The sequence below is a fragment of the Micrococcus sp. 2A genome (genome assembly GCF_039519235.1).
Lineage (GTDB): Bacteria > Actinomycetota > Actinomycetes > Actinomycetales > Micrococcaceae > Micrococcus.
Map to the genome: position 1 here is coordinate 1,899,471 of NZ_CP154351.1, position 18,887 is coordinate 1,918,357.

At 68.8% G+C, this 18,887-nt stretch carries 17 protein-coding genes; 1 reads left to right on the plus strand and 16 read right to left on the minus strand.

Annotated features, from left to right (window positions below; genetic code table 11):
* Window positions 1-2 precede the first annotated feature (2 nt).
* The 13 genes from rplV to rpsL all read right to left on the minus strand — a co-directional run bounded on the left by rplV (window position 3) and on the right by rpsL (window position 9,090).
* Entirely contained in the window at window positions 3-368 is a 366-nt protein-coding gene (gene rplV, locus AAG742_RS08735) for a 50S ribosomal protein L22 (protein ID WP_343282068.1), read from the minus strand.
* Between the two features lie 46 nt (window positions 369-414).
* A complete protein-coding gene (gene rpsS / locus AAG742_RS08740) occupies window positions 415-696 on the minus strand; it encodes a 30S ribosomal protein S19 (RefSeq protein WP_248116020.1) in 282 nt (93 codons plus the stop codon).
* Between the two features lie 15 nt (window positions 697-711).
* Entirely contained in the window at window positions 712-1,551 is an 840-nt protein-coding gene (rplB, locus tag AAG742_RS08745) for a 50S ribosomal protein L2 (RefSeq protein WP_248116023.1), read from the minus strand.
* 36 nt (window positions 1,552-1,587) lie between these two features.
* Window positions 1,588-1,899 carry a 50S ribosomal protein L23 gene (gene rplW, locus AAG742_RS08750; RefSeq protein WP_248116025.1) on the minus strand — a complete coding sequence of 104 codons (312 nt, stop codon included), beginning with the start codon at window positions 1,897-1,899 and terminating at the stop codon, window positions 1,588-1,590.
* Window positions 1,896-2,531: a 50S ribosomal protein L4 gene (gene rplD / locus AAG742_RS08755; protein WP_248116027.1), complete on the minus strand. Its 636-nt coding sequence runs from the start codon at window positions 2,529-2,531 to the stop codon at window positions 1,896-1,898. The genes rplW and rplD overlap by 4 nt, the downstream gene beginning before the upstream one ends.
* Before the next feature lie 4 nt (window positions 2,532-2,535).
* Window positions 2,536-3,189, minus strand: coding sequence for a 50S ribosomal protein L3 (rplC, locus tag AAG742_RS08760; protein WP_248116029.1), 654 nt, complete (start codon window positions 3,187-3,189; stop codon window positions 2,536-2,538).
* Between the two features lie 20 nt (window positions 3,190-3,209).
* Entirely contained in the window at window positions 3,210-3,518 is a 309-nt protein-coding gene (gene rpsJ, locus AAG742_RS08765; protein WP_002857463.1) for a 30S ribosomal protein S10, read from the minus strand.
* Between the two features lie 350 nt (window positions 3,519-3,868).
* Window positions 3,869-4,336 carry a DUF3817 domain-containing protein gene (locus AAG742_RS08770; protein WP_298711721.1) on the minus strand — a complete coding sequence of 156 codons (468 nt, stop codon included), beginning with the start codon at window positions 4,334-4,336 and terminating at the stop codon, window positions 3,869-3,871.
* Entirely contained in the window at window positions 4,333-4,470 is a 138-nt protein-coding gene (locus AAG742_RS08775; RefSeq protein WP_248116033.1) for a hypothetical protein, read from the minus strand. The genes AAG742_RS08770 and AAG742_RS08775 overlap by 4 nt, the downstream gene beginning before the upstream one ends.
* A 153-nt stretch (window positions 4,471-4,623) precedes the next feature.
* Window positions 4,624-5,814 (minus strand): elongation factor Tu, encoded by a 1,191-nt coding sequence (tuf, locus tag AAG742_RS08780; protein WP_248116035.1) that lies wholly within the window; start codon window positions 5,812-5,814, stop codon window positions 4,624-4,626.
* 194 nt (window positions 5,815-6,008) lie between these two features.
* On the minus strand, window positions 6,009-8,123 hold the full coding sequence (gene fusA / locus AAG742_RS08785) for an elongation factor G (RefSeq protein ID WP_298711724.1): 2,115 nt from the start codon (window positions 8,121-8,123) through the stop codon (window positions 6,009-6,011).
* A gap of 122 nt (window positions 8,124-8,245) precedes the next feature.
* Window positions 8,246-8,716 carry a 30S ribosomal protein S7 gene (gene rpsG, locus AAG742_RS08790; RefSeq protein WP_248116038.1) on the minus strand — a complete coding sequence of 157 codons (471 nt, stop codon included), beginning with the start codon at window positions 8,714-8,716 and terminating at the stop codon, window positions 8,246-8,248.
* The gene (gene rpsL, locus AAG742_RS08795) at window positions 8,716-9,090 is read right to left on the minus strand and encodes a 30S ribosomal protein S12 (RefSeq protein WP_135028796.1); all 375 of its coding nucleotides are present in this window, start codon (window positions 9,088-9,090) and stop codon (window positions 8,716-8,718) included. The genes rpsG and rpsL overlap by 1 nt, the downstream gene beginning before the upstream one ends.
* 326 nt (window positions 9,091-9,416) lie before the next feature.
* On the opposite strand from rpsL, the gene AAG742_RS08800 reads away from it, so the two are divergent.
* Window positions 9,417-10,592: a peptidoglycan bridge formation glycyltransferase FemA/FemB family protein gene (locus AAG742_RS08800; RefSeq protein WP_298711727.1), complete on the plus strand. Its 1,176-nt coding sequence runs from the start codon at window positions 9,417-9,419 to the stop codon at window positions 10,590-10,592.
* Between the two features lie 121 nt (window positions 10,593-10,713).
* On the opposite strand, the gene AAG742_RS08805 is transcribed toward AAG742_RS08800, so the two are convergent.
* From AAG742_RS08805 to rplL, 3 genes are all read right to left on the minus strand, one after another.
* Entirely contained in the window at window positions 10,714-14,610 is a 3,897-nt protein-coding gene (locus tag AAG742_RS08805; RefSeq protein WP_298711866.1) for a DNA-directed RNA polymerase subunit beta', read from the minus strand.
* Between the two features lie 82 nt (window positions 14,611-14,692).
* The gene (locus AAG742_RS08810; RefSeq protein WP_248116042.1) at window positions 14,693-18,196 is read right to left on the minus strand and encodes a DNA-directed RNA polymerase subunit beta; all 3,504 of its coding nucleotides are present in this window, start codon (window positions 18,194-18,196) and stop codon (window positions 14,693-14,695) included.
* 272 nt (window positions 18,197-18,468) lie between these two features.
* A complete protein-coding gene (rplL, locus tag AAG742_RS08815) occupies window positions 18,469-18,852 on the minus strand; it encodes a 50S ribosomal protein L7/L12 (protein WP_298711730.1) in 384 nt (127 codons plus the stop codon).
* Window positions 18,853-18,887: the final 35 nt, after the last annotated feature.

Sequence of the window (18,887 nt, forward strand, 5' to 3'; positions counted from 1 at the left end):
GGTCAGTTCCCACCCTTCTCGTCCTTGGATGCGACCACCACGGTGACGTGGCTGGTGCGCTTGTTGATGCGGAACGCGCGGCCCTGAGCACGGGGCTGGAACCGCTTCATCGTCGGGCCCTCGTCCACGAAGGCCTCTGTGATGTACAGGGCTTCCTCGTTGAAGGCGACGCCCTCGCGATCGGCCTTGACTCGGGCGTTCGCCACCGCGGAGGTCACGAGCTTGAACACCGGCTCCGAAGCGCCCTGCTGGGCGAACTTCAGGATGGCGAGCGCTTCGGTGGCCTGCTTGCCACGGACCAGGTCGACGACGCGCCGGGCCTTCATCGGCGTCACGCGCAGGTGGCGCGCAATTGCCTTGGCTTCCATTGCTTCTCTCTTTCTCTCGAAGGTCAAGCACCGCGAGCCGTGAGGCTCAGCGACGCTTGCCCTTCTTGTCGTCCTTCACGTGGCCGCGGAACGTGCGGGTGGGGGCGAACTCGCCCAGCTTGTGACCCACCATCGACTCGGTGACGAACACCGGGACGTGCTTGCGGCCGTCATGGACGGCGATGGTGTGACCCAGCATGTCCGGGATGATCATCGACCGGCGGGACCAGGTCTTGATGACGTTCTTGCTGCCCTTGTCGTTCTCGGCCAGAACCTTGAGGTAAAGGTGCTGATCCACGAAGGGGCCCTTCTTCAGGCTACGAGGCATGTCTTCTCAGCTCCCTTATCGCTTGTTCTTGCCGGTACGGCGGCGACGCACGATGAGCTTGTCGCTTTCCTTGTTCGGGCGGCGGGTGCGACCCTCGGGCTTGCCGTTGGGGTTGACCGGGTGGCGACCACCGGAGGTCTTGCCCTCGCCACCGCCGTGCGGGTGGTCGACGGGGTTCATGACGACGCCGCGGACGGTCGGGCGGACGCCCTTCCAGCGCATGCGGCCGGCCTTGCCCCAGTTGATGTTCGACTGCTCGGCGTTGCCGACCTCGCCGATCGTCGCGCGGCAGCGGACGTCGACGTTGCGGATCTCGCCGGAGGGCAGGCGCAGCTGCGCGTACTTGCCCTCACGGGCGACGAGCTGCACGGAGGCGCCGGCGGAGCGGGCCATCTTGGCACCGCCGCCGGGACGCAGCTCCACCGCGTGGATCGTGGTGCCCACGGGGATGTTGCGTAGCGGCAGGTTGTTGCCGGGCTTGATGTCGGCGTTCGGGCCGGCCTCCACCGTGTCGCCCTGCTGCAGCTTGGCCGGGGCCAGGATGTAGCGCTTGGCGCCGTCCGCATAGTGCAGGAGCGCGATGCGGGCGGTGCGGTTCGGGTCGTACTCGATGTGAGCGACAGTGGCGGGCACGCCGTCCTTGTCGTGACGACGGAAGTCGACCAGACGGTACTGGCGCTTGTGGCCGCCGCCCTTGTGACGGGTCGTGATGCGGCCCGTGTTGTTGCGGCCGCCGGTCTTGTGCAGCGGGCGGAGAAGGGACTTCTCCGGCGTGGACCGGGTGATCTCTGCGAAGTCGGCCACGGACGAGCCGCGAAGGCCCGGGGTGGTCGGCTTGTACTTACGGATAGCCATGGGTGTCTTCCTCGATTAAGTGGTCTCCGCATCGCCTCAAGAGGCGAGCGGACCTCCGAAGATGTCGATGGTCGCGCCGTCCTTGAGCGAGATGATGGCTCGCTTGGTCGACTTGCGCTGACCCCACCCGAAGCGGGTGCGGCGGCGCTTGCCGGGACGGTTCAGGGTGTTGACCGAGGCGACGTCGACGTTGAAGATGCGCTCCACCGCCTGCTTGATCTCGGTCTTGTTGGAGCGCGGGTCGACCAGGAAGGTGTACTTGCCCTCGTCGATCAGACCGTAGCTCTTCTCCGACACGACGGGAGCGATGATCACGTCGCGGGGATCCTTGTTGATGGAGCCGCTCACTGGGCATCCTCCTTCTTGGCACCGGAGGCCTGGGCCACGTACTGCTCGTAGGCCGCCTGGGTGAACACGACGTCGTCGGAGACGAGCACGTCGTAGGTGTTCAGCTGGTCGGCGTAGAGGGTGTGGACCGCGGGCAGGTTGCGTGCGGACAGGGCGGTGAGGTCGTCGGCGCGGTCGATCACCAGCAGGATGTTCTTCCGGCCGGTGCTCAGCGACTCGAGACCCGCCTTGGCGGCCTTGGTGGACGGGGTGGTCCCGGACACGAGGGCCTCGACGACGTGGACGCGGCCGTTGCGGGCGCGGTCCGACAGGGCGCCGCGGAGGGCGGCGGCCTTCATCTTCTTGGGGGTGCGCTGCGAGTAGTCACGCGGCGTGGGGCCGTGGACGATGCCGCCGCCGGTCATGTGCGGGGCGCGGATGGAGCCCTGACGGGCGCGACCGGTGCCCTTCTGCTTGAACGGCTTGCGGCCGGCGCCGGACACCTCGCCGCGGCGCTTGACCTTGTGCGTGCCCTGGCGGGCCGCGGCCAGCTGGGCCACGACGACCTGGTGCATCAGCGGGACGTTGGCCTGCACGTCGAAGATCTCGGCGGGCAGCTCGACCTGGACGGTCTTCACGGAGTTCTCAGCCATGGTCTCAGGCTCCCTTCACGGCGCTGCGGACGAGAACGACCTGGCCCTTGGAGCCGGGCACGGCGCCCTTGATCAGCAGGAGGTTGTTCTCCACGTCGATGCCGTGGAGCGTCAGGTTCATGGTGGTCTGGCGGACGGCACCCATGCGACCGGGCATGCGCTGGCCCTTGAACACGCGACCGGGGGTGGACGCGCCGCCCACGGAGCCGGGCTTGCGGTGGTTCTTGTGCGCACCGTGCGAGGCGCCCACGCCGGAGAAGCCGTGGCGCTTCATGGCGCCGGCGAAGCCCTTGCCCTTGGTGGTGCCGACGACGTCGACCTTCTGGCCGGCCTGGAAGACCTCGACGGTCACGTCCTGGCCCAGCGTGTACTCGGCGGCGTCCGCGGTGCGGAGCTCGACGAGGTGGCGGCGCGGCGTGACGCCGGCCTTCTCGAAGTGACCGGCCAGGGGCTTGGTCACGCGGCGGGGGTCGATCTGGCCGTAGGCGATCTGGACGGCGCTGTAGCCGTCCGTCTCGGCCGAGCGCAGCTGGGTGACGACGTTCGCGTCAGCCTGGACCACGGTCACGGGGATGAGGTTGTTCTCCTCATCCCAGACCTGGGTCATGCCGAGCTTCGTGCCCAGCAGGCCCTTCACGTTCTGGGTGTTGTTGGTCATAGTCTCTCAGCACCTCCCTCTCAGAGCTTGATCTCGATGTTGACGTCCGCGGGCAGGTCCAGTCGCATGAGCGAGTCGACGGCCTTGGGGGTCGGGTCGATGATGTCGATGAGCCGCTTGTGGGTGCGCATCTCGAAATGCTCGCGGCTGTCCTTGTACTTGTGGGGAGAACGGATAACGCAGTACACGTTCTTCTCTGTCGGCAGGGGCACGGGGCCCACCACCGTCGCGCCTGCGCGCGTGACCGTGTCAACGATCTTGCGGGCCGAGACGTCGATGACCTCGTGGTCGTACGACTTCAGCCGGATGCGGATCTTCTGTCCCGCCATGGCGTCACGCCTCTCTCGTCGGGTGTGCTGTTCCTGTCCCTGTGCGGCGCACCCCGGGGGGCCGCCTTTTGTCCATCGTCCGCGCGGGGCGAATCCGGTTCCACCGGGTTCCTCGCCGCCGCCGGCCTCCGGTCCACGCACTCGGGCGTGTCGCCTCGGTGAGGAGGCACGCGCCCTGAGGGCGCGGTCGGAGTGGATGCGCTGCGTCTGGGCCGAGCGACGCCGCGAGACACACGACGACCGCACAATGGCGCTTGAGCAACTGATCCAGTATGACAGAGAAGGGCCCACCCCGCCAATCGGCCGGTGAGCCCCTCCCCCGCGGCCGCAGGGCGGCCCGTCGTACGGCCTCAGCGGCCCCACTCGGTCGGCGGTCCCGCGTTCAGGAGCAGGGTGAAGACGAGGGCCACGAGGACGACGGCGGCGAGGGCGCTGACGAGCGGGTGGCGCAGGACGGCCACGACGAGGCGCTCAGGGGCGGTGCGCTCGTGCTCGGCACGGGCCGGGGCGCGCCAGGACTCCGCCGGCTCTCCGCGACGGGCCGCGGACCGCTCGAAGGGGACCGTCATGAACGGCACCACGGAGGAGGCCAGGCCGGCCAGCCCCCGGCCCGCGGACCAGCGGCCGTCGATCCACACCGCCACGGTGATCAGGGCGTAGCAGAGGAAGACGAACCCGTGCACGCCGCCGGCGGCCGCCATCAGGGCGTCCGTGGTGCCGCTGTACTTGAGCGCCATGGCCGCGAGGAGCAGCGCCCACGTGACCATCTCCGCGCGTGCGGCCAGGCGGAACAGCGTGCGCGGGCCGGGAGCGCTCACCGACGCAGCTCGCCCCCGCGCTCGGCACGGCGGATGCGGCGGGCCCGCTCGATCTCGGGGCGGAAGGTGCGCAGGCCCCAGACGACGGCGGCCACGACGGCCAGGACGACGAGGAGGGTGATGAGGAGGTCCATGCCCCCACCATAGCCGGGCGTCGGAGGCCCTCCACGACGCCCGGCCACCGGACGCGACTCCGGCCTCGCCGCGCGGGGACGCGCGAGGGCCCCCTCACCCGTACGGGTGAGGGGGCCCTCGCGTGGCCGCCCGCTCAGTGAGCGGACGTCAGATCACGCAGTGATCTTGGTGACGCGGCCGGAGCCCACGGTGCGGCCACCCTCACGGATGGCGAAGCCGAGGCCCTCCTCCATGGCGATCGGCTGGATCAGCTCGACCGACATCTCGGTGGTGTCGCCGGGCATGACCATCTCGGTGCCCTCGGGCAGCGTGATGACGCCGGTGACGTCGGTGGTGCGGAAGTAGAACTGCGGGCGGTAGTTCGAGTAGAACGGGTTGTGACGGCCACCCTCGTCCTTGGACAGGATGTAGACGTTCGCCTCGAAGTTGGTGTGCGGGGTGATGGAGCCCGGCTTCACCACGACCTGGCCGCGCTCGACGTCGTCGCGCTTCAGGCCGCGGAGCAGCAGACCGCAGTTCTCGCCGGCCCAGGCCTCGTCGAGCTGCTTGTGGAACATCTCGATGCCGGTGACGGTGGTCTTCTGCACGGGGCGGATGCCCACGATCTCCACGTCCGAGTTGATGGCCAGGGTGCCACGCTCGGCGCGGCCGGTCACCACGGTGCCACGGCCGGTGATGGTGAAGACGTCCTCGATGGGCATGAGGAACGGCTTGTCCTTGTCGCGGACCGGATCCGGGATGAAGTCATCCACGGCGTCCATGAGCTCCTCGACGGTCTTGACCCACTTCTCGTCGCCCTCGAGGGCCTTGAGGCCGGAGGTGCGGATGACGGGAGCGTCGTCGCCGTCGAACTCCTGGGAGGACAGCAGCTCGCGGACCTCCATCTCGACGAGCTCGAGGAGCTCCTCGTCCTCGACCATGTCCGACTTGTTCAGGGCCACGAGCAGGGCCGGCACGCCGACCTGACGGGCGAGCAGCACGTGCTCGCGCGTCTGGGCCATGGGGCCGTCGGTGGCGGCGACCACGAGGATCGCGCCGTCCATCTGGGCCGCGCCGGTGATCATGTTCTTGATGTAGTCGGCGTGACCGGGGGCGTCGACGTGCGCGTAGTGGCGCTTGTCGGTCTGGTACTCCACGTGGGAGATGTTGATCGTGATGCCGCGCTGACGCTCCTCGGGGGCCGAGTCGATCGTCGCGAAGTCACGGGCCTCGTTCAGGTCCGGGTACTTGTCGTACAGGACCTTCGAGATGGCGGCGGTCAGCGTGGTCTTGCCGTGGTCAACGTGGCCGATGGTGCCGATGTTGACGTGCGGCTTGGTCCGCTCGAACTTTGCCTTTGCCACTAGTTCCTCCTAAGAACTGGTTCATCGTCAGAAGACGGTTCAGCCGCGCGTGAGACGTGCTGACAACTCGACTGAGTCTACTGGGATGGTGCGGGGTTGGGGAAATCCCGGCCGGTCGTCCCGTCCGGGGCGCCCCGCCCGGGGACCTCTCGGTCTCCGGGCGGGGCATGCCGTTCAGCGAGTGCGGCTGCTGGTCACTCGCCCTGGGACTTCTGGATGATCTCGTCGGCCACGGCCTTGGGGACCTCGGCGTAGGAGTGGAACGTCATCGAGTACACCGCGCGACCCTGGGTGCGGGAGCGCAGGTCGCCGATGTAGCCGAACATCTCGGACAGCGGCACGAGGGCCTTGACGACCTTCACGCCGGTGGCGTCCTCCATGGACTGGATCTGGCCGCGGCGGGAGTTCAGGTCGCCGATGACGTCGCCCATGAACTCCTCCGGGGTGCGGACCTCGACCGACATGAGCGGCTCGAGGAGCACGGGGCTGGCCTTGCGGACACCCTCCTTGAAGGCCTGCGAGCCGGCGATCTTGAACGCCATCTCCGAGGAGTCGACGTCGTGGTACGCGCCGTCGAGCAGGATCGCCTTCACGCCCACCATGGGGTAGCCCGCGAGGACGCCGAACTTCATGGCGTCCTGGATGCCGGCGTCCACGGAGGGGATGTACTCACGGGGCACGCGACCGCCGGTGACGGCGTTCTCGAACTCGTAGACCTCGCCGTCCGCGGTGTCCAGCGGCTCGAAGGAGAGCTGCACCTTGGCGAACTGGCCGGAGCCGCCGGTCTGCTTCTTGTGCGTGTAGTCGAGCTTCTCGACCTTGCGCTTGATGGTCTCGCGGTACGCGACCTGGGGCTTGCCCACGTTGGCCTCGACCTTGAACTCGCGCTTCATGCGGTCCACGAACACGTCCAGGTGGAGCTCGCCCATGCCGCCGATCTCGGTCTGGCCGGTCTCCTCGTTGAGGTTCACGCGGAACGTGGGATCCTCGGCGACGAGCTTCTGGATGGCGGTGGAGAGCTTCTCCTGGTCACCCTTGGTCTTCGGCTCGATGGCCACGGAGATCACGGGCTCCGGGAAGGTCATCGACTCGAGGATGATCGGGTGCGCCGGGTTGCACAGCGTGTCGCCCGTGGTGGTGTCCTTCAGGCCGATCACCGCGTAGATGTGGCCGGCGACGACCTCGTCGACGGGCATCTCCTTGTTGGCGTGCATCTGGAACAGCTTGCCGATGCGCTCCTTCTTGCCCTTGGTGGCGTTGAGGATCTGCGCACCGGACTCCAGGCGACCGGAGTACACGCGGATGAAGGTGAGGGTGCCGAAGAAGGGGTGCGTGGCGATCTTGAAGGCCAGGGCCGAGAACGGCTCCTCCTTCGAGGCCTCGCGGGTGATCTCCTTCTCCTCGTCGTTGACGTCGTGGCCCACCACGGCGCCCGCGTCGAGCGGGTTCGGCAGGTAGGAGACGACGGCGTCGAGCATGGGCTGCACGCCGCGGTTCTTGAACGCGGAGCCGCAGAAGACCGGGTACGCCAGGGCGTTCACGGTCAGGTGGCGGACGCCGGCCTCGATCTCCTCGGTGGTGAACTCCTCGCCCTCGAGGTACTTCTCCATGAGCTCCTCGGAGGCGTCGGCGACGGCCTCCACGAGCTGCGCGCGGTACTCCTCGGCCTTCTCCTGGAGCTCCGCGGGGATCTCGCGGGTCTCGTACTCGGCCCCCATGGTCACGTCGCCCTTGGCGTCGCCCGGCCACACGAAGGCCTTCATGGAGAGCAGGTCCACGACGCCCACGAAGTCGTTCTCGGAGCCGATCGGCAGCTGCATCACGAGGGGCTTCGCGCCGAGGCGGGAGACGATGGTGTCCACGGTGAAGTAGAAGTCCGCGCCCAGCTTGTCCATCTTGTTGACGAAGCAGATGCGGGGGACGTTGTACTTGTCCGCCTGACGCCACACGGTCTCCGACTGGGGCTCCACGCCCTCCTTGCCGTCGAACACGGCCACGGCGCCGTCGAGCACGCGCAGGGAGCGCTCCACCTCGACGGTGAAGTCGACGTGCCCGGGGGTGTCGATGATGTTGATCTGGGTGTTCTTCCAGAAGCAGGTCACCGCGGCGGAGGTGATGGTGATGCCGCGCTCCTTCTCCTGCTCCATCCAGTCGGTCGTCGAGGCGCCGTCGTGGGTCTCGCCGAGCTTGTGGTTGACACCCGTGTAGAACAGGATGCGCTCGGTGGTGGTGGTCTTGCCGGCATCGATGTGGGCCATGATGCCGATGTTGCGGACCTTCGTCAGGTCGGTCAGCACGTCCTGTGCCACGGTGTCTCCCTTGCTCGGGTGGTGTTGGGGGCTCGAGGGATGGGTTCGGATGGGACGTCGAGCCCGGGGGCCGACGGCCTGCGGCCCGGGGTGCGCGCGTCACGCACCCCGGGCCGGGGGGATCACCAGCGGTAGTGGGCGAAGGCCTTGTTGGCCTCGGCCATCTTGTGGGTGTCCTCGCGGCGCTTGACCGCACCGCCCAGACCGTTCGAGGCGTCCAGGATCTCGTTCATCAGACGCTCGGTCATGGTCTTCTCGCGGCGGGCCTTCGCGAAGCCCACGAGCCAGCGCAGGGCCAGCGCCGTGGAACGCCCCGGCTTGACCTCGACGGGCACCTGGTAGGTGGCGCCGCCGACGCGGCGGGAGCGGACCTCGAGGGCCGGCTTGATGTTGTCCATGGCCTTCTTGAGCGTGGCCACGGGATCGGCGCCGTTCTTGGCGCGGGCACCCTCGAGCGCGCCGTACACGATGCGCTCTGCGGTGGACTTCTTGCCGTCGATGAGCACCTTGTTGATCAGCTGCGTGACCAGGGGGGAGCCGTAGACGGGATCGACGACGAGGGGGCGCTTCGGCGCGGGACCCTTACGAGGCATTACTTCTTCTCCTTCTTGGCGCCGTAGCGGGAGCGGGCCTGGCCGCGGTTCTTGACGCCCTGGGTGTCCAGCGCGCCGCGCACGATCTTGTAGCGCACGCCGGGGAGGTCCCTCACACGACCGCCGCGGACGAGCACGATCGAGTGCTCCTGCAGGTTGTGGCCCTCGCCCGGGATGTAGGCCGTGACCTCGACGCCGCCGTTGAGGCGGACGCGGGCGACCTTGCGCAGGGCGGAGTTCGGCTTCTTGGGGGTCGTGGTGTACACACGGGTGCACACGCCACGACGCATCGGGTTCCCCTGCAGCGCAGGGGCCTTGGTCTTGACGACCTTCGGTGAGCGGCCCTTGCGGACCAGCTGCTGAATCGTAGGCACTCTTCAGTCTTCCTGTTCGGTGATCGCTGACGTGATCCGCCGGCTGGCCCGTGGCGGGCGCCGGCTCTGCTCGTTCCTCGGCTCTGCCTCTCCTGTGGGGGCGTGCTTCGAGCAAACGTCCGCAGGCGTGCAAAAGTGTGGCATCTGTCGCGCAAGAACCCCGCGACCGGACCGAGTCCACTGTGCCACACGAAAAACAATCGTCCACCAGGCTACCACGCCGCCTCGCACCGACCAACCAGGGGTGCTGCCCGCCCCGGGCCCGGGGCCGATCCCGGGACAGACCCGGGACGCTCCGGGGCCTCCTGCGTAGACTGACCGCCGTGATGTCACAACCAGCCTCCGCCTCGAATCCCCCCTCCTCCGCGCCCGGCTCCCCCCTCACGGTGCGCGCGATCACGGCCGCCGAGCACACCGAGTTCCTGGCCCGGCATCCCCTCACCTCCTTCCTCCAGAACCCGAGCTGGGCGAAGGTGAAGTCCGAGTGGCGCGCCCAGTCGCTGGGCATCCACCGCGGCGACGAGCTGGTGGGCGCGGCGCTCGTGCTCGGCCGACCCCTGCCGGTCCCCTCGCGCGTCCCCGTGCTGGGGCGCGCGTTCCTCGCCTACGTGGCGGACGGCCCCGTGCTGGACGAGGGCGTTGAGCTCGTCGACGCGCTCACCCCGCTCGTGGCCGAGCTGAAGTCCCAGGGCGCCTTTCTGGTGCGCGTCGGCCCGCCCGGCGTCGTGCGCCGCTGGGAGGCGGACGTGGTGCGCAAGGCGCTCCCGGACCCCGAGTCCTCGATGCTCACGGACCTGCCCTGCGAGGTCTCCGAGGACGCCCTGCGCACCCAGCAGTCCCTGCGCGAGGCGGGTTGGAAGGAGCCGGAGGTCAGCGCCGACTTCGCCGCCGGCCAGCCCATGTTCCAGGCCCGCATCCCGCTCGAGGGACTGGACGTGGACGGCTGGCTGGCCCGGATGAGCGGGTCGAGCCGCAAGCGCACCCGCCGCTCCACGCGCAACGACCTGGACGTCGTGACCGCCGGCCCCGAGCGCCTCGACGACTGGGACCGCCTCAACGACGAGACCGCGGAGCGCGACAAGTTCACGGGCCGCCCGCAGGACTACTTCGCCAAGATCATCCAGAACCTCGGCTCCTCGCCGATCGCGGACGTGACCTTCTTCCTCGCCGAGCACGAGGGCGAGCCGGTCGCGGCGGCGTTCCACTTCCAGCAGGGCCAGATGGCGTGGCGCCCCTACAGCGCCTCATCCCAGCGCGAGCGGCAGCGGGACGCCCCGCGCCTGTTGCAGCTGAAGCAGGTCGAGGCCGCCATCGAGGCGGGCTGCCTGTGGCTGGACCTGGGCGGCGTGAGCGGCTCGGTGGACCAGGAGCACAAGCTCTCCGGGCTCACGGAGTTCAAGACGACGCAGGGCGCCGACATCGTGCAGACCCTCGGGGAGTGGGACCTGCCGCTGAACCGCCCGCTCGCGAAGGCCTTCGACGTGTACATGTCCCGCCGCTGACCGGACCCGCGAGGCCGCACGCGAGAGGGCCCGTCCCTCCCCCGCCCTCAGGCGGAGGAGGGACGGGCCCTCGTCGCATCCGGGACCGGGCGGACCGCCGCAGCGGCCCGCCCGGAGCGGATCAGGCGCGGAAGTCGCCCCCGCGGCCGTAGTCGTCGAGCGACACGGCGTGGAACTCGCTCTCGCCGAGCGGCTGGTCCAGGCCCGGGTAGTCGAAGTCCGCGAAGCCGACCGGCGAGGCGTACAGGTTCGCCTTGGCCTCGTCCGTGGGCTCCACCGTGGTCTTCGTGTAGCGGTCCAGGCCGGTGCCGGCCGGGATCAGCTTGCCGATGATCACGTTCTCCTTCAGGCCCAGCAGCGGGTCCGACTTGCCCTCCATGGCCGCCTGCGTGAGGACGCGGGTCGTCTCCTGGAAGGACGCGGCCGAGAGCCACGAGTCGGTCGCCAGCGAGGCCTTCGTGATGCCCATGAGCTCGTCGCGCCCGGAGGCCGGCTGACGGCCCTCGGCCACGGCGGCCCGGTTGGCGGCCACGAAGCGCGGCCGGTCCGTCAGCTCGCCCGGCAGCAGGTCCGTGTCGCCGTTCTCGATGACGGTGACGCGCCGCAGCATCTGGCGGACGATGACCTCCACGTGCTTGTCGTGGATGCCCACGCCCTGCGACTGGTACACGTCCTGCACCTCCTCCACGAGGAAGCGCTGGGCGGCACGCGGACCGAGCACGCGCAGGACCTGCTTGGGGTCCACGGCGCCGGCCACGAGCTGGGTGCCCACGGCCACGTGCTCGCCGTCCTCCACGAGCAGGCGCGCACGGCGCAGCACGGGGTAGGCGATCTCCTCGGAGCCGTCGTCCGGGGTGAGGATCAGGCGCACCGACGCGTCGGTGTCCTCGATCTGCACCCGGCCCGCCACCTCGGAGATCGGGGCCACGCCCTTGGGCGTGCGGGCCTCGAAGAGCTCCTGGATGCGGGGAAGGCCCTGGGTGATGTCGTCCGCCGACGCGACGCCGCCGGTGTGGAACGTGCGCATGGTCAGCTGGGTGCCGGGCTCGCCGATCGACTGGGCCGCGATGATGCCCACGGCCTCGCCGATGTCCACGAGCTGGCCCGTGGCCATGGAGCGGCCATAGCACTTGGCGCACGTGCCCACGGCCGACTCGCAGGTCAGCACGGAGCGGACCTTGATCTCGGACACGCCGGCGTCCACCAGCTCGCCGATGAGCACGTCGCCCACGTCCGCACCGGCGGTGGCCAGCACGGTGCCGTCCTCACCCGTCACGTCCTGCGCGAGGGTGCGGGCGAAGGCCGAGTTCTCCACCTGCTCGTGAATGACGAGCTCTCCGTCGGCGTTGGGCACGGCGATGGTCACGGACAGGCCGCGCTCCGTGCCGCAGTCCTCCTCGCGGACGATGACGTCCTGGGAGACGTCCACGAGACGACGGGTCAGGTAGCCCGAGTTCGCGGTCTTCAGCGCGGTGTCCGCGAGGCCCTTGCGGGCACCGTGGGTGGCGGAGAAGTACTCGAGCACCGACAGGCCCTCGCGGTACGAGGACTTGATCGGGCGCGGGATGATCTCGCCCTTCGGGTTGGCCACGAGGCCGCGGATGCCCGCGATCTGGCGGACCTGCAGCCAGTTGCCTCGGGCGCCCGAGGACACCATGCGGTTGATCGTGTTCAGCTCGGACAGGCCGGCCTTCATGGCCGCGGCGACCTCGTCGGTGGCCTTGTTCCAGATGTCGATCAGCTCGGAGCGACGCTCGTCGTCCGCGATGAGGCCCTTGTCGTACTGGCTCTGCACGCGCTGCGACTGCGCCTCGTAGCCCTCCATGATGGAGGCCTTGTCGAAGTCGGACGTGATGTCCGAGATCGCCACCGTCACGCCGGACCACGTGCCCCAGTGGAAGCCCGCGTCCTTGAGGTTGTCCAGGGTCTGGGCGGTGGTCACCATCGGGTACCGCTCGGCGAGGTCGTTGACCAGCTGGCCGAGGGTGCCCTTGGTGGCCTGCGCGTCCAGCCACGGGTAGTCCGCCGGGAGGAGCTCATTGAAGAGCACCTTGCCCAGCGTCGTCTCGATGAAGGCGCGCTCGCCCTCGCTCCAGCCCTCGGGGGCCGGGACCGCCGCCGACGGCACGAAGCCGTCCACGCCGATGGTGACGGGGGCGTTGAGGTGCAGGTCGCCGCCGTCGAACGCCATGATGGCCTCCGCGACGGTGGAGTACTGCGTGCCCGCGCCGGCCTCGTCCGCCCGCACCGTGGTGAGGTGGTTCAGGCCGATGATCATGTCCTGGGCCGGCACGGCGACCGCGCGGCCGTCCGAGGGCTTCAGGATGTTGTGGCTCGAGAGCATGAGCAGACGGGCCTCCGCCTGCGCCTCCGGGGAGAGCGGCAGGTGCACGGCCATCTGGTCGCCGTCGAAGTCCGCGTTGAACGCGCCGCAGACGAGCGGGTGCAGCTGGAGGGCCTTGCCCTCCACGAGCTGCGGCTCGAACGCCTGGATGCCGAGGCGGTGCAGGGTGGGCGCGCGGTTCAGCAGCACGGGGTGCTCGGTGATGACCTCCTCGAGCACGTCCCACACCTGCGGGCGGAAGCGCTCGACCATGCGCTTGGCCGACTTGATGTTCTGCGCGTGGTTGAGGTCCACGAGGCGCTTCATCACGAACGGCTTGAAGAGCTCGAGCGCCATCTGCTTCGGCAGGCCGCACTGGTGCAGCTTCAGCTGCGGGCCCACCACGATGACCGAACGGCCCGAGTAGTCCACGCGCTTGCCGAGCAGGTTCTGGCGGAAGCGGCCCTGCTTGCCCTTGAGCATGTCGGACAGCGACTTCAGCGGCCGGTTGCCCGGCCCGGTGACGGGACGGCCGCGGCGGCCGTTGTCGAACAGGGAGTCCACGGCCTCCTGGAGCATGCGCTTCTCGTTGTTCACGATGATCTCAGGCGCGCCGAGGTCGAGCAGCCGCTTCAGGCGGTTGTTGCGGTTGATCACGCGGCGGTACAGGTCGTTCAGGTCGGAGGTCGCGAAGCGGCCGCCGTCGAGCTGGACCATGGGGCGCAGCTCCGGCGGGATCACCGGGACCGCGTCCAGGACCATGCCCGTGGGCGAGTTGTCCGTGGTGAGGAACGCGTTGACGACCTTCAGACGCTTCAGGGCGCGGGTCTTGCGCTGGCCCTTGCCGGTCTTGATGGTCTCGCGGAGCATCTCGGACTCGGCCTGCAGGTCGAAGGTCTGCAGACGGCGCTGGATCGACTCGGCGCCCATGGAGCCCTCGAAGTACTGGCCGTACTTGTCGCGCATGGCGCGGTAGAGGCCCTCATCGCCCTCGAGGTCGGCGACCTTGAGGTTCTTGAAGCGGTCCCACACCTGCTCCTTGCGGTCCAGCTCGGCGTCGGCGCGCTTGCGGATCTGGGACATGGTCTTGTCCGCCGCGTCGCGCGCCTTCTTCTTCTCCGCGGCCTTGGCGCCCTCGGACTCCAGCTTCGCGAGGTCCTTCTCGAGGTCCGCGGCGACGGCGGCGACGTCCGCGTCGCGCTGGTCGGCGAGGACGCGGGTCTCCTGGTCGTGCTCGGCCTGGAGGTTGGGGAGGTCGCGGTGACGCGCCTCCTCGTCCACCGAGGTGATCATGTAGGCCGCGAAGTAGATGACCTTCTCGAGGTCCTTCGGGGCGAGGTCCAGCAGGTAGCCCAGCCGGGACGGGACGCCCTTGAAGTACCAGATGTGGGTGACGGGGGCGGCCAGCTCGATGTGGCCCATGCGGTCACGGCGCACCTTGGAGCGGGTCACCTCGACGCCGCAGCGCTCGCAGATGATGCCCTTGAAGCGCACGCGCTTGTACTTGCCGCACGCGCACTCCCAGTCACGGGTGGGGCCGAAGATCTTCTCGCAGAAGAGCCCGTCCTTCTCCGGCTTCAGGGTGCGGTAGTTGATGGTCTCCGGCTTCTTGACCTCGCCGTACGACCAGCGGCGGATGTCCTCCGCCGTGGCCAGGCCGATGCGCATCAGGCCGAAAGAGTTGTCTGTGGACATGCTGTTCACGCTCATGCTCCGGTGAACTCCTTGGTTCGGTGGTTCTCAGTAGACGTCTGGTGGGATGCGGGAGTCAGCGGGATCAGACTTCCTCGACCGAGCTGGGCTCGGCGTGGGAGAGGTCGATGCCCAGCTCCTCGGCTGCGCGGTAGACCTCGTCCTCCGCGTCGCGCATCTCGATGGTCTGGCCGTCGGCGGAGAGGACCTCCACGTTCAGGCAGAGGGACTGCATCTCCTTGATGAGCACCTTGAAGGACTCCGGCACACCCGGCTCGGGGATGTTCTCGCCCTTGACGATGGCCTCGTAGACCTTCACGCGGCCGTGGATGTCGTCCGACTTGATGGTCAGCAGCTCCTGGAGGGTGAACGCGGCGCCGTACGCCTCGAGCGCCCACACCTCCATCTCGCCGAAGCGCTGGCCGCCGAACTGGGCCTTGCCGCCCAGCGGCTGCTGCGTGATCATCGAGTACGGGCCCGTGGAGCGGGCGTGGATCTTGTCGTCCACCAGGTGGTGCAGCTTGAGCATGTACATGTAGCCCACGGAGATCGGGTCCGGGAACGGCTCGCCGGAGCGGCCGTCGAACAGCTGCGCCTTGCCGTTGGTGCCCATGAGCCGGTCGCCGTCGCGGGTCTTGTTCACGTGACCCAGCAGGCCGGTGATCTCCTCCGCCTCGGCGCCGTCGAACACCGGGGTGGCGACGTTGACCGGGCCGGACTGGCGCGGGAAGTTCGGCAGGTTGCCGATCCACTCGGGCTCGCCCTCGATGTCCCAGCCGCGCGAGGCGGCCCAGCCGAGGTGCAGCTCCATGACCTGGCCCAGGTTCATGCGGCCGGGCACGCCCAGGGGGTTCAGGACGATGTCCACCGGGGTGCCGTCCGCCAGGAACGGCATGTCCTCCAGGGGCAGGATCTTGGAGATGACGCCCTTGTTGCCGTGGCGGCCGGCCATCTTGTCGCCGTCGGTGATCTTGCGCTTCTGGGCGACATACACGCGCACGAGCTGGTTGACGCCCGGGGAGAGGTCGTCGTCCTGCTCGCGGTCGAAGATGCGCACGCCGATGACGGTGCCGGACTCGCCGTGGGGCACCTTCAGGGACGTGTCGCGGACCTCGCGGGACTTCTCGCCGAAGATGGCGCGCAGCAGGCGCTCCTCCGGGGTCAGCTCGGTCTCGCCCTTCGGGGTGACGCGGCCGACCAGGATGTCGCCGGCCTCCACCTCGGCGCCGATGTGGATGATGCCGCGCTCGTCGAGCTGGGCCAGCACCTCCTCGGACACGTTGGGGATGTCGCGCGTGATCTCCTCGGCGCCCAGCTTGGTGTCGCGGGCGTCGACCTCGTGCTCCTCGATGTGGATCGAGGTGAGGACGTCCTCCGAGACCATGCGCTGGGACAGGATGATCGCGTCCTCGTAGTTCAGGCCCTCCCAGGGCATGAACGCGACGAGGAGGTTCTTGCCGAGCGCGAGCTCGCCGTGGTCCGTGGCGGGGCCGTCGGCGATGATGCTCAGGCGCTCGACGCGGTCGCCCTCGGACACGCGGACGCGCTGGTTGTACGCGTTGCCCTGGTTGGAGCGGGAGAACTTCATGATCGGGTAGTGCGTCGTGGTGCCGTCGTCGTTCATGACGGTCACCAGGTCCGCGGCCACCTCGGTCACCACGCCGGGGGCGGTGGCGGTCACGGAGTCGCCCGCGTCCACGGCCACGTACTTCTCCATGCCCGTGCCGACGTACGGGGCCTGCGACTGGAGCAGCGGCACGGCCTGGCGCTGCATGTTGGCGCCCATGAGCGCGCGGTTCGCGTCGTCGTGCTCGAGGAACGGGATCAGCGCCGTGGCGGCGGAGACCATCTGGCGCGGGGACACGTCCATGTAGTCGATGTCGTCCACGGTGGAGAGCACGGGCTCACCGCCGCCGCCGCGCTGGCGGCAGAGGACGAGCTCCTCGACGAAGGTGCCGTCGGCGTCCACCGGCGCGTTGGCCTGGGCGATCTGGAACTCGAGCTCGTCGTCCGCGGTCAGGTAGTCGACGTCGTCGGTGACGCGGCCGTCCACCACGCGGCGGTACGGCGTCTCGATGAAGCCGAAGGAGTTGATGCGGCCGAAGGTCGCGAGCGAGCCGATGAGGCCGATGTTCGGGCCTTCCGGGGTCTCGATGGGGCACATGCGGCCGTAGTGCGACGGGTGGACGTCACGGACCTCCATGCCGGCGCGGTCACGGGACAGGCCGCCCGGGCCGAGCGCGGAGAGGCGGCGCTTGTGGGTCAGGCCCGCGAGCGGGTTGTTCTGGTCCATGAACTGCGACAGCTGCGAGGTGCCGAAGAACTCCTTGATCGCCGCCACCACGGGGCGGATGTTGATCAGGGTCTGCGGGGTGATCGCCTCGACGTCCTGCGTGGTCATGCGCTCGCGCACGACGCGCTCCATGCGGGACAGGCCGGTGCGGATCTGGTTCTCGATCAGCTCGCCCACCGCGCGGATGCGACGGTTGCCGAAGTGGTCGATGTCGTCGACCTCGACGCGCACGTCGACGGTCTCGCCGTCGCGCGTGCCCTTGATGGACTTCTCGCCCGCGTGCAGCGCGGCGATGAAGTGCACCATCTGCACGAGGTCGTCCTCGGTCAGCACGGAGGCGTTCGGGTCGGCCAGGTGCACGTCCACGCCCAGCTTGCGGTTGAGCTTGTAGCGGCCCACCTTCGCCAGGTCGTAGCGCTTCGGGGTGAAGTACAGGTTGTTCAGCAGCGCCTGGGCCGCGTCGACGGCGGCGGGCTCGCCCGGGCGCAGCTTGCGGTAGATGTCCAGCAGCGCCTCGTTCTGGTCGGCGGTGCCGTCCTTCTCGAGGGTCGCGCGGATGGAGTCGTACTGGCCGAACTCCTCGAGGATGCGGGACTCGGTCCAGCCCATGGCCTTGAGCAGCACCGTCACGGGCTGCTTGCGCTTGCGGTCGAGGCGGACGCCGACCTGGTCGCGCTTGTCCACCTCGAGCTCGAACCACGCGCCGCGCGAGGGGATGATCTTGGCGGAGAAGATCTCCTTGTCCGAGGTCTTGTCCGGGGTGCGCTCGAAGTAGGCGCCCGGGGAGCGGACCAGCTGGGACACGACGACGCGCTCGGTGCCGTTGATGATGAACGTGCCGTTGCGCGTCATGAGCGGGAAGTCGCCCATGAACACGGTCTGCTGCTTGATCTCGCCGGTCGTGTTGTTCATGAACTCGGCCTTGACGTACAGCGGGGCGGCGAAGGTCGCGTCGCGGTCCTTGCACTCCTCCTCCGTCATCTTCGCGTCGGCGAACTCCGGATCGGAGAAGGACAGGGACATGGTGCCCTGGAAGTCCTCGATCGGGGAGATCTCCTCGAAGATGTCCGTGAGCCCGGAGGTCACGGGCACCGAGTGGTCGTCGACCGCGAGGGCCTGCTCCACTCGCGCGGACCAGCGCTCGTTGCCGATCAGGCGGTCGAACGACTCGGTCTGCAGCGCCAGCAGGTCCGGCACGTCCAGCGGCTCGGAGATCTTGGCGAAGGAGATGCGTCCGGCGGATGCGCCGGATCGCGGGGAGACAGTAGCGGTTTCATGGGTGCTCGAGGCGACCACGTAGGATCCTTCCACAGGCCTTCTGGGGTTCCGTTCGCTCCCCGTGCGCATGATGCGGACGGTGCGGGCCCACCGCTATATGAAGGCCACACGTCACCGTGCGGGCCGTCGGCGGTCAGGCCGTCCTCCAGGCAGCACGGAACAGGGGAGATGCAAAGATCCATCCTAACCCCGGGGTCCAGTCCTGTCCACCCATGCACGAGACCCCCGTCGCGCGATGCGCGACGGGGGTCTCGGGGTGAAGCGGTGAGATGCGGCTCAGGCCGCGATCATCACTTGAGGGTGACGGTGGCGCCGGCGCCCTCGAGCTGCTCCTTAGCCTTCTCGGCGGTCTCCTTGTTGACGCCCTCGAGGACCGGCTTGGGGGCGCCGTCGACGAGGTCCTTGGCCTCCTTCAGGCCGAGGGAGGTGAGGGCGCGCACCTCCTTGATGACGCCGATCTTCTTGTCGCCGGCGGCCTCGAGGACGACGTCGAACTCGTCCTTCTCCTCGGCGGCCTCGGCGGCGGGCGCACCGGCGCCGGCGGCGGCCATCGCCACGGGGGCGGCGGCGGTGACGTCGAACTTCTCCTCGAACGCCTTGATGAACTCGGACAGCTCGATGAGGGTCAGCTCCTCGAACGCGGCGAGCAGCTCTTCGGTGGTCAGCTTGGCCATGATGGCTCCTTTACGTGTACGTCTTGACTACGTGT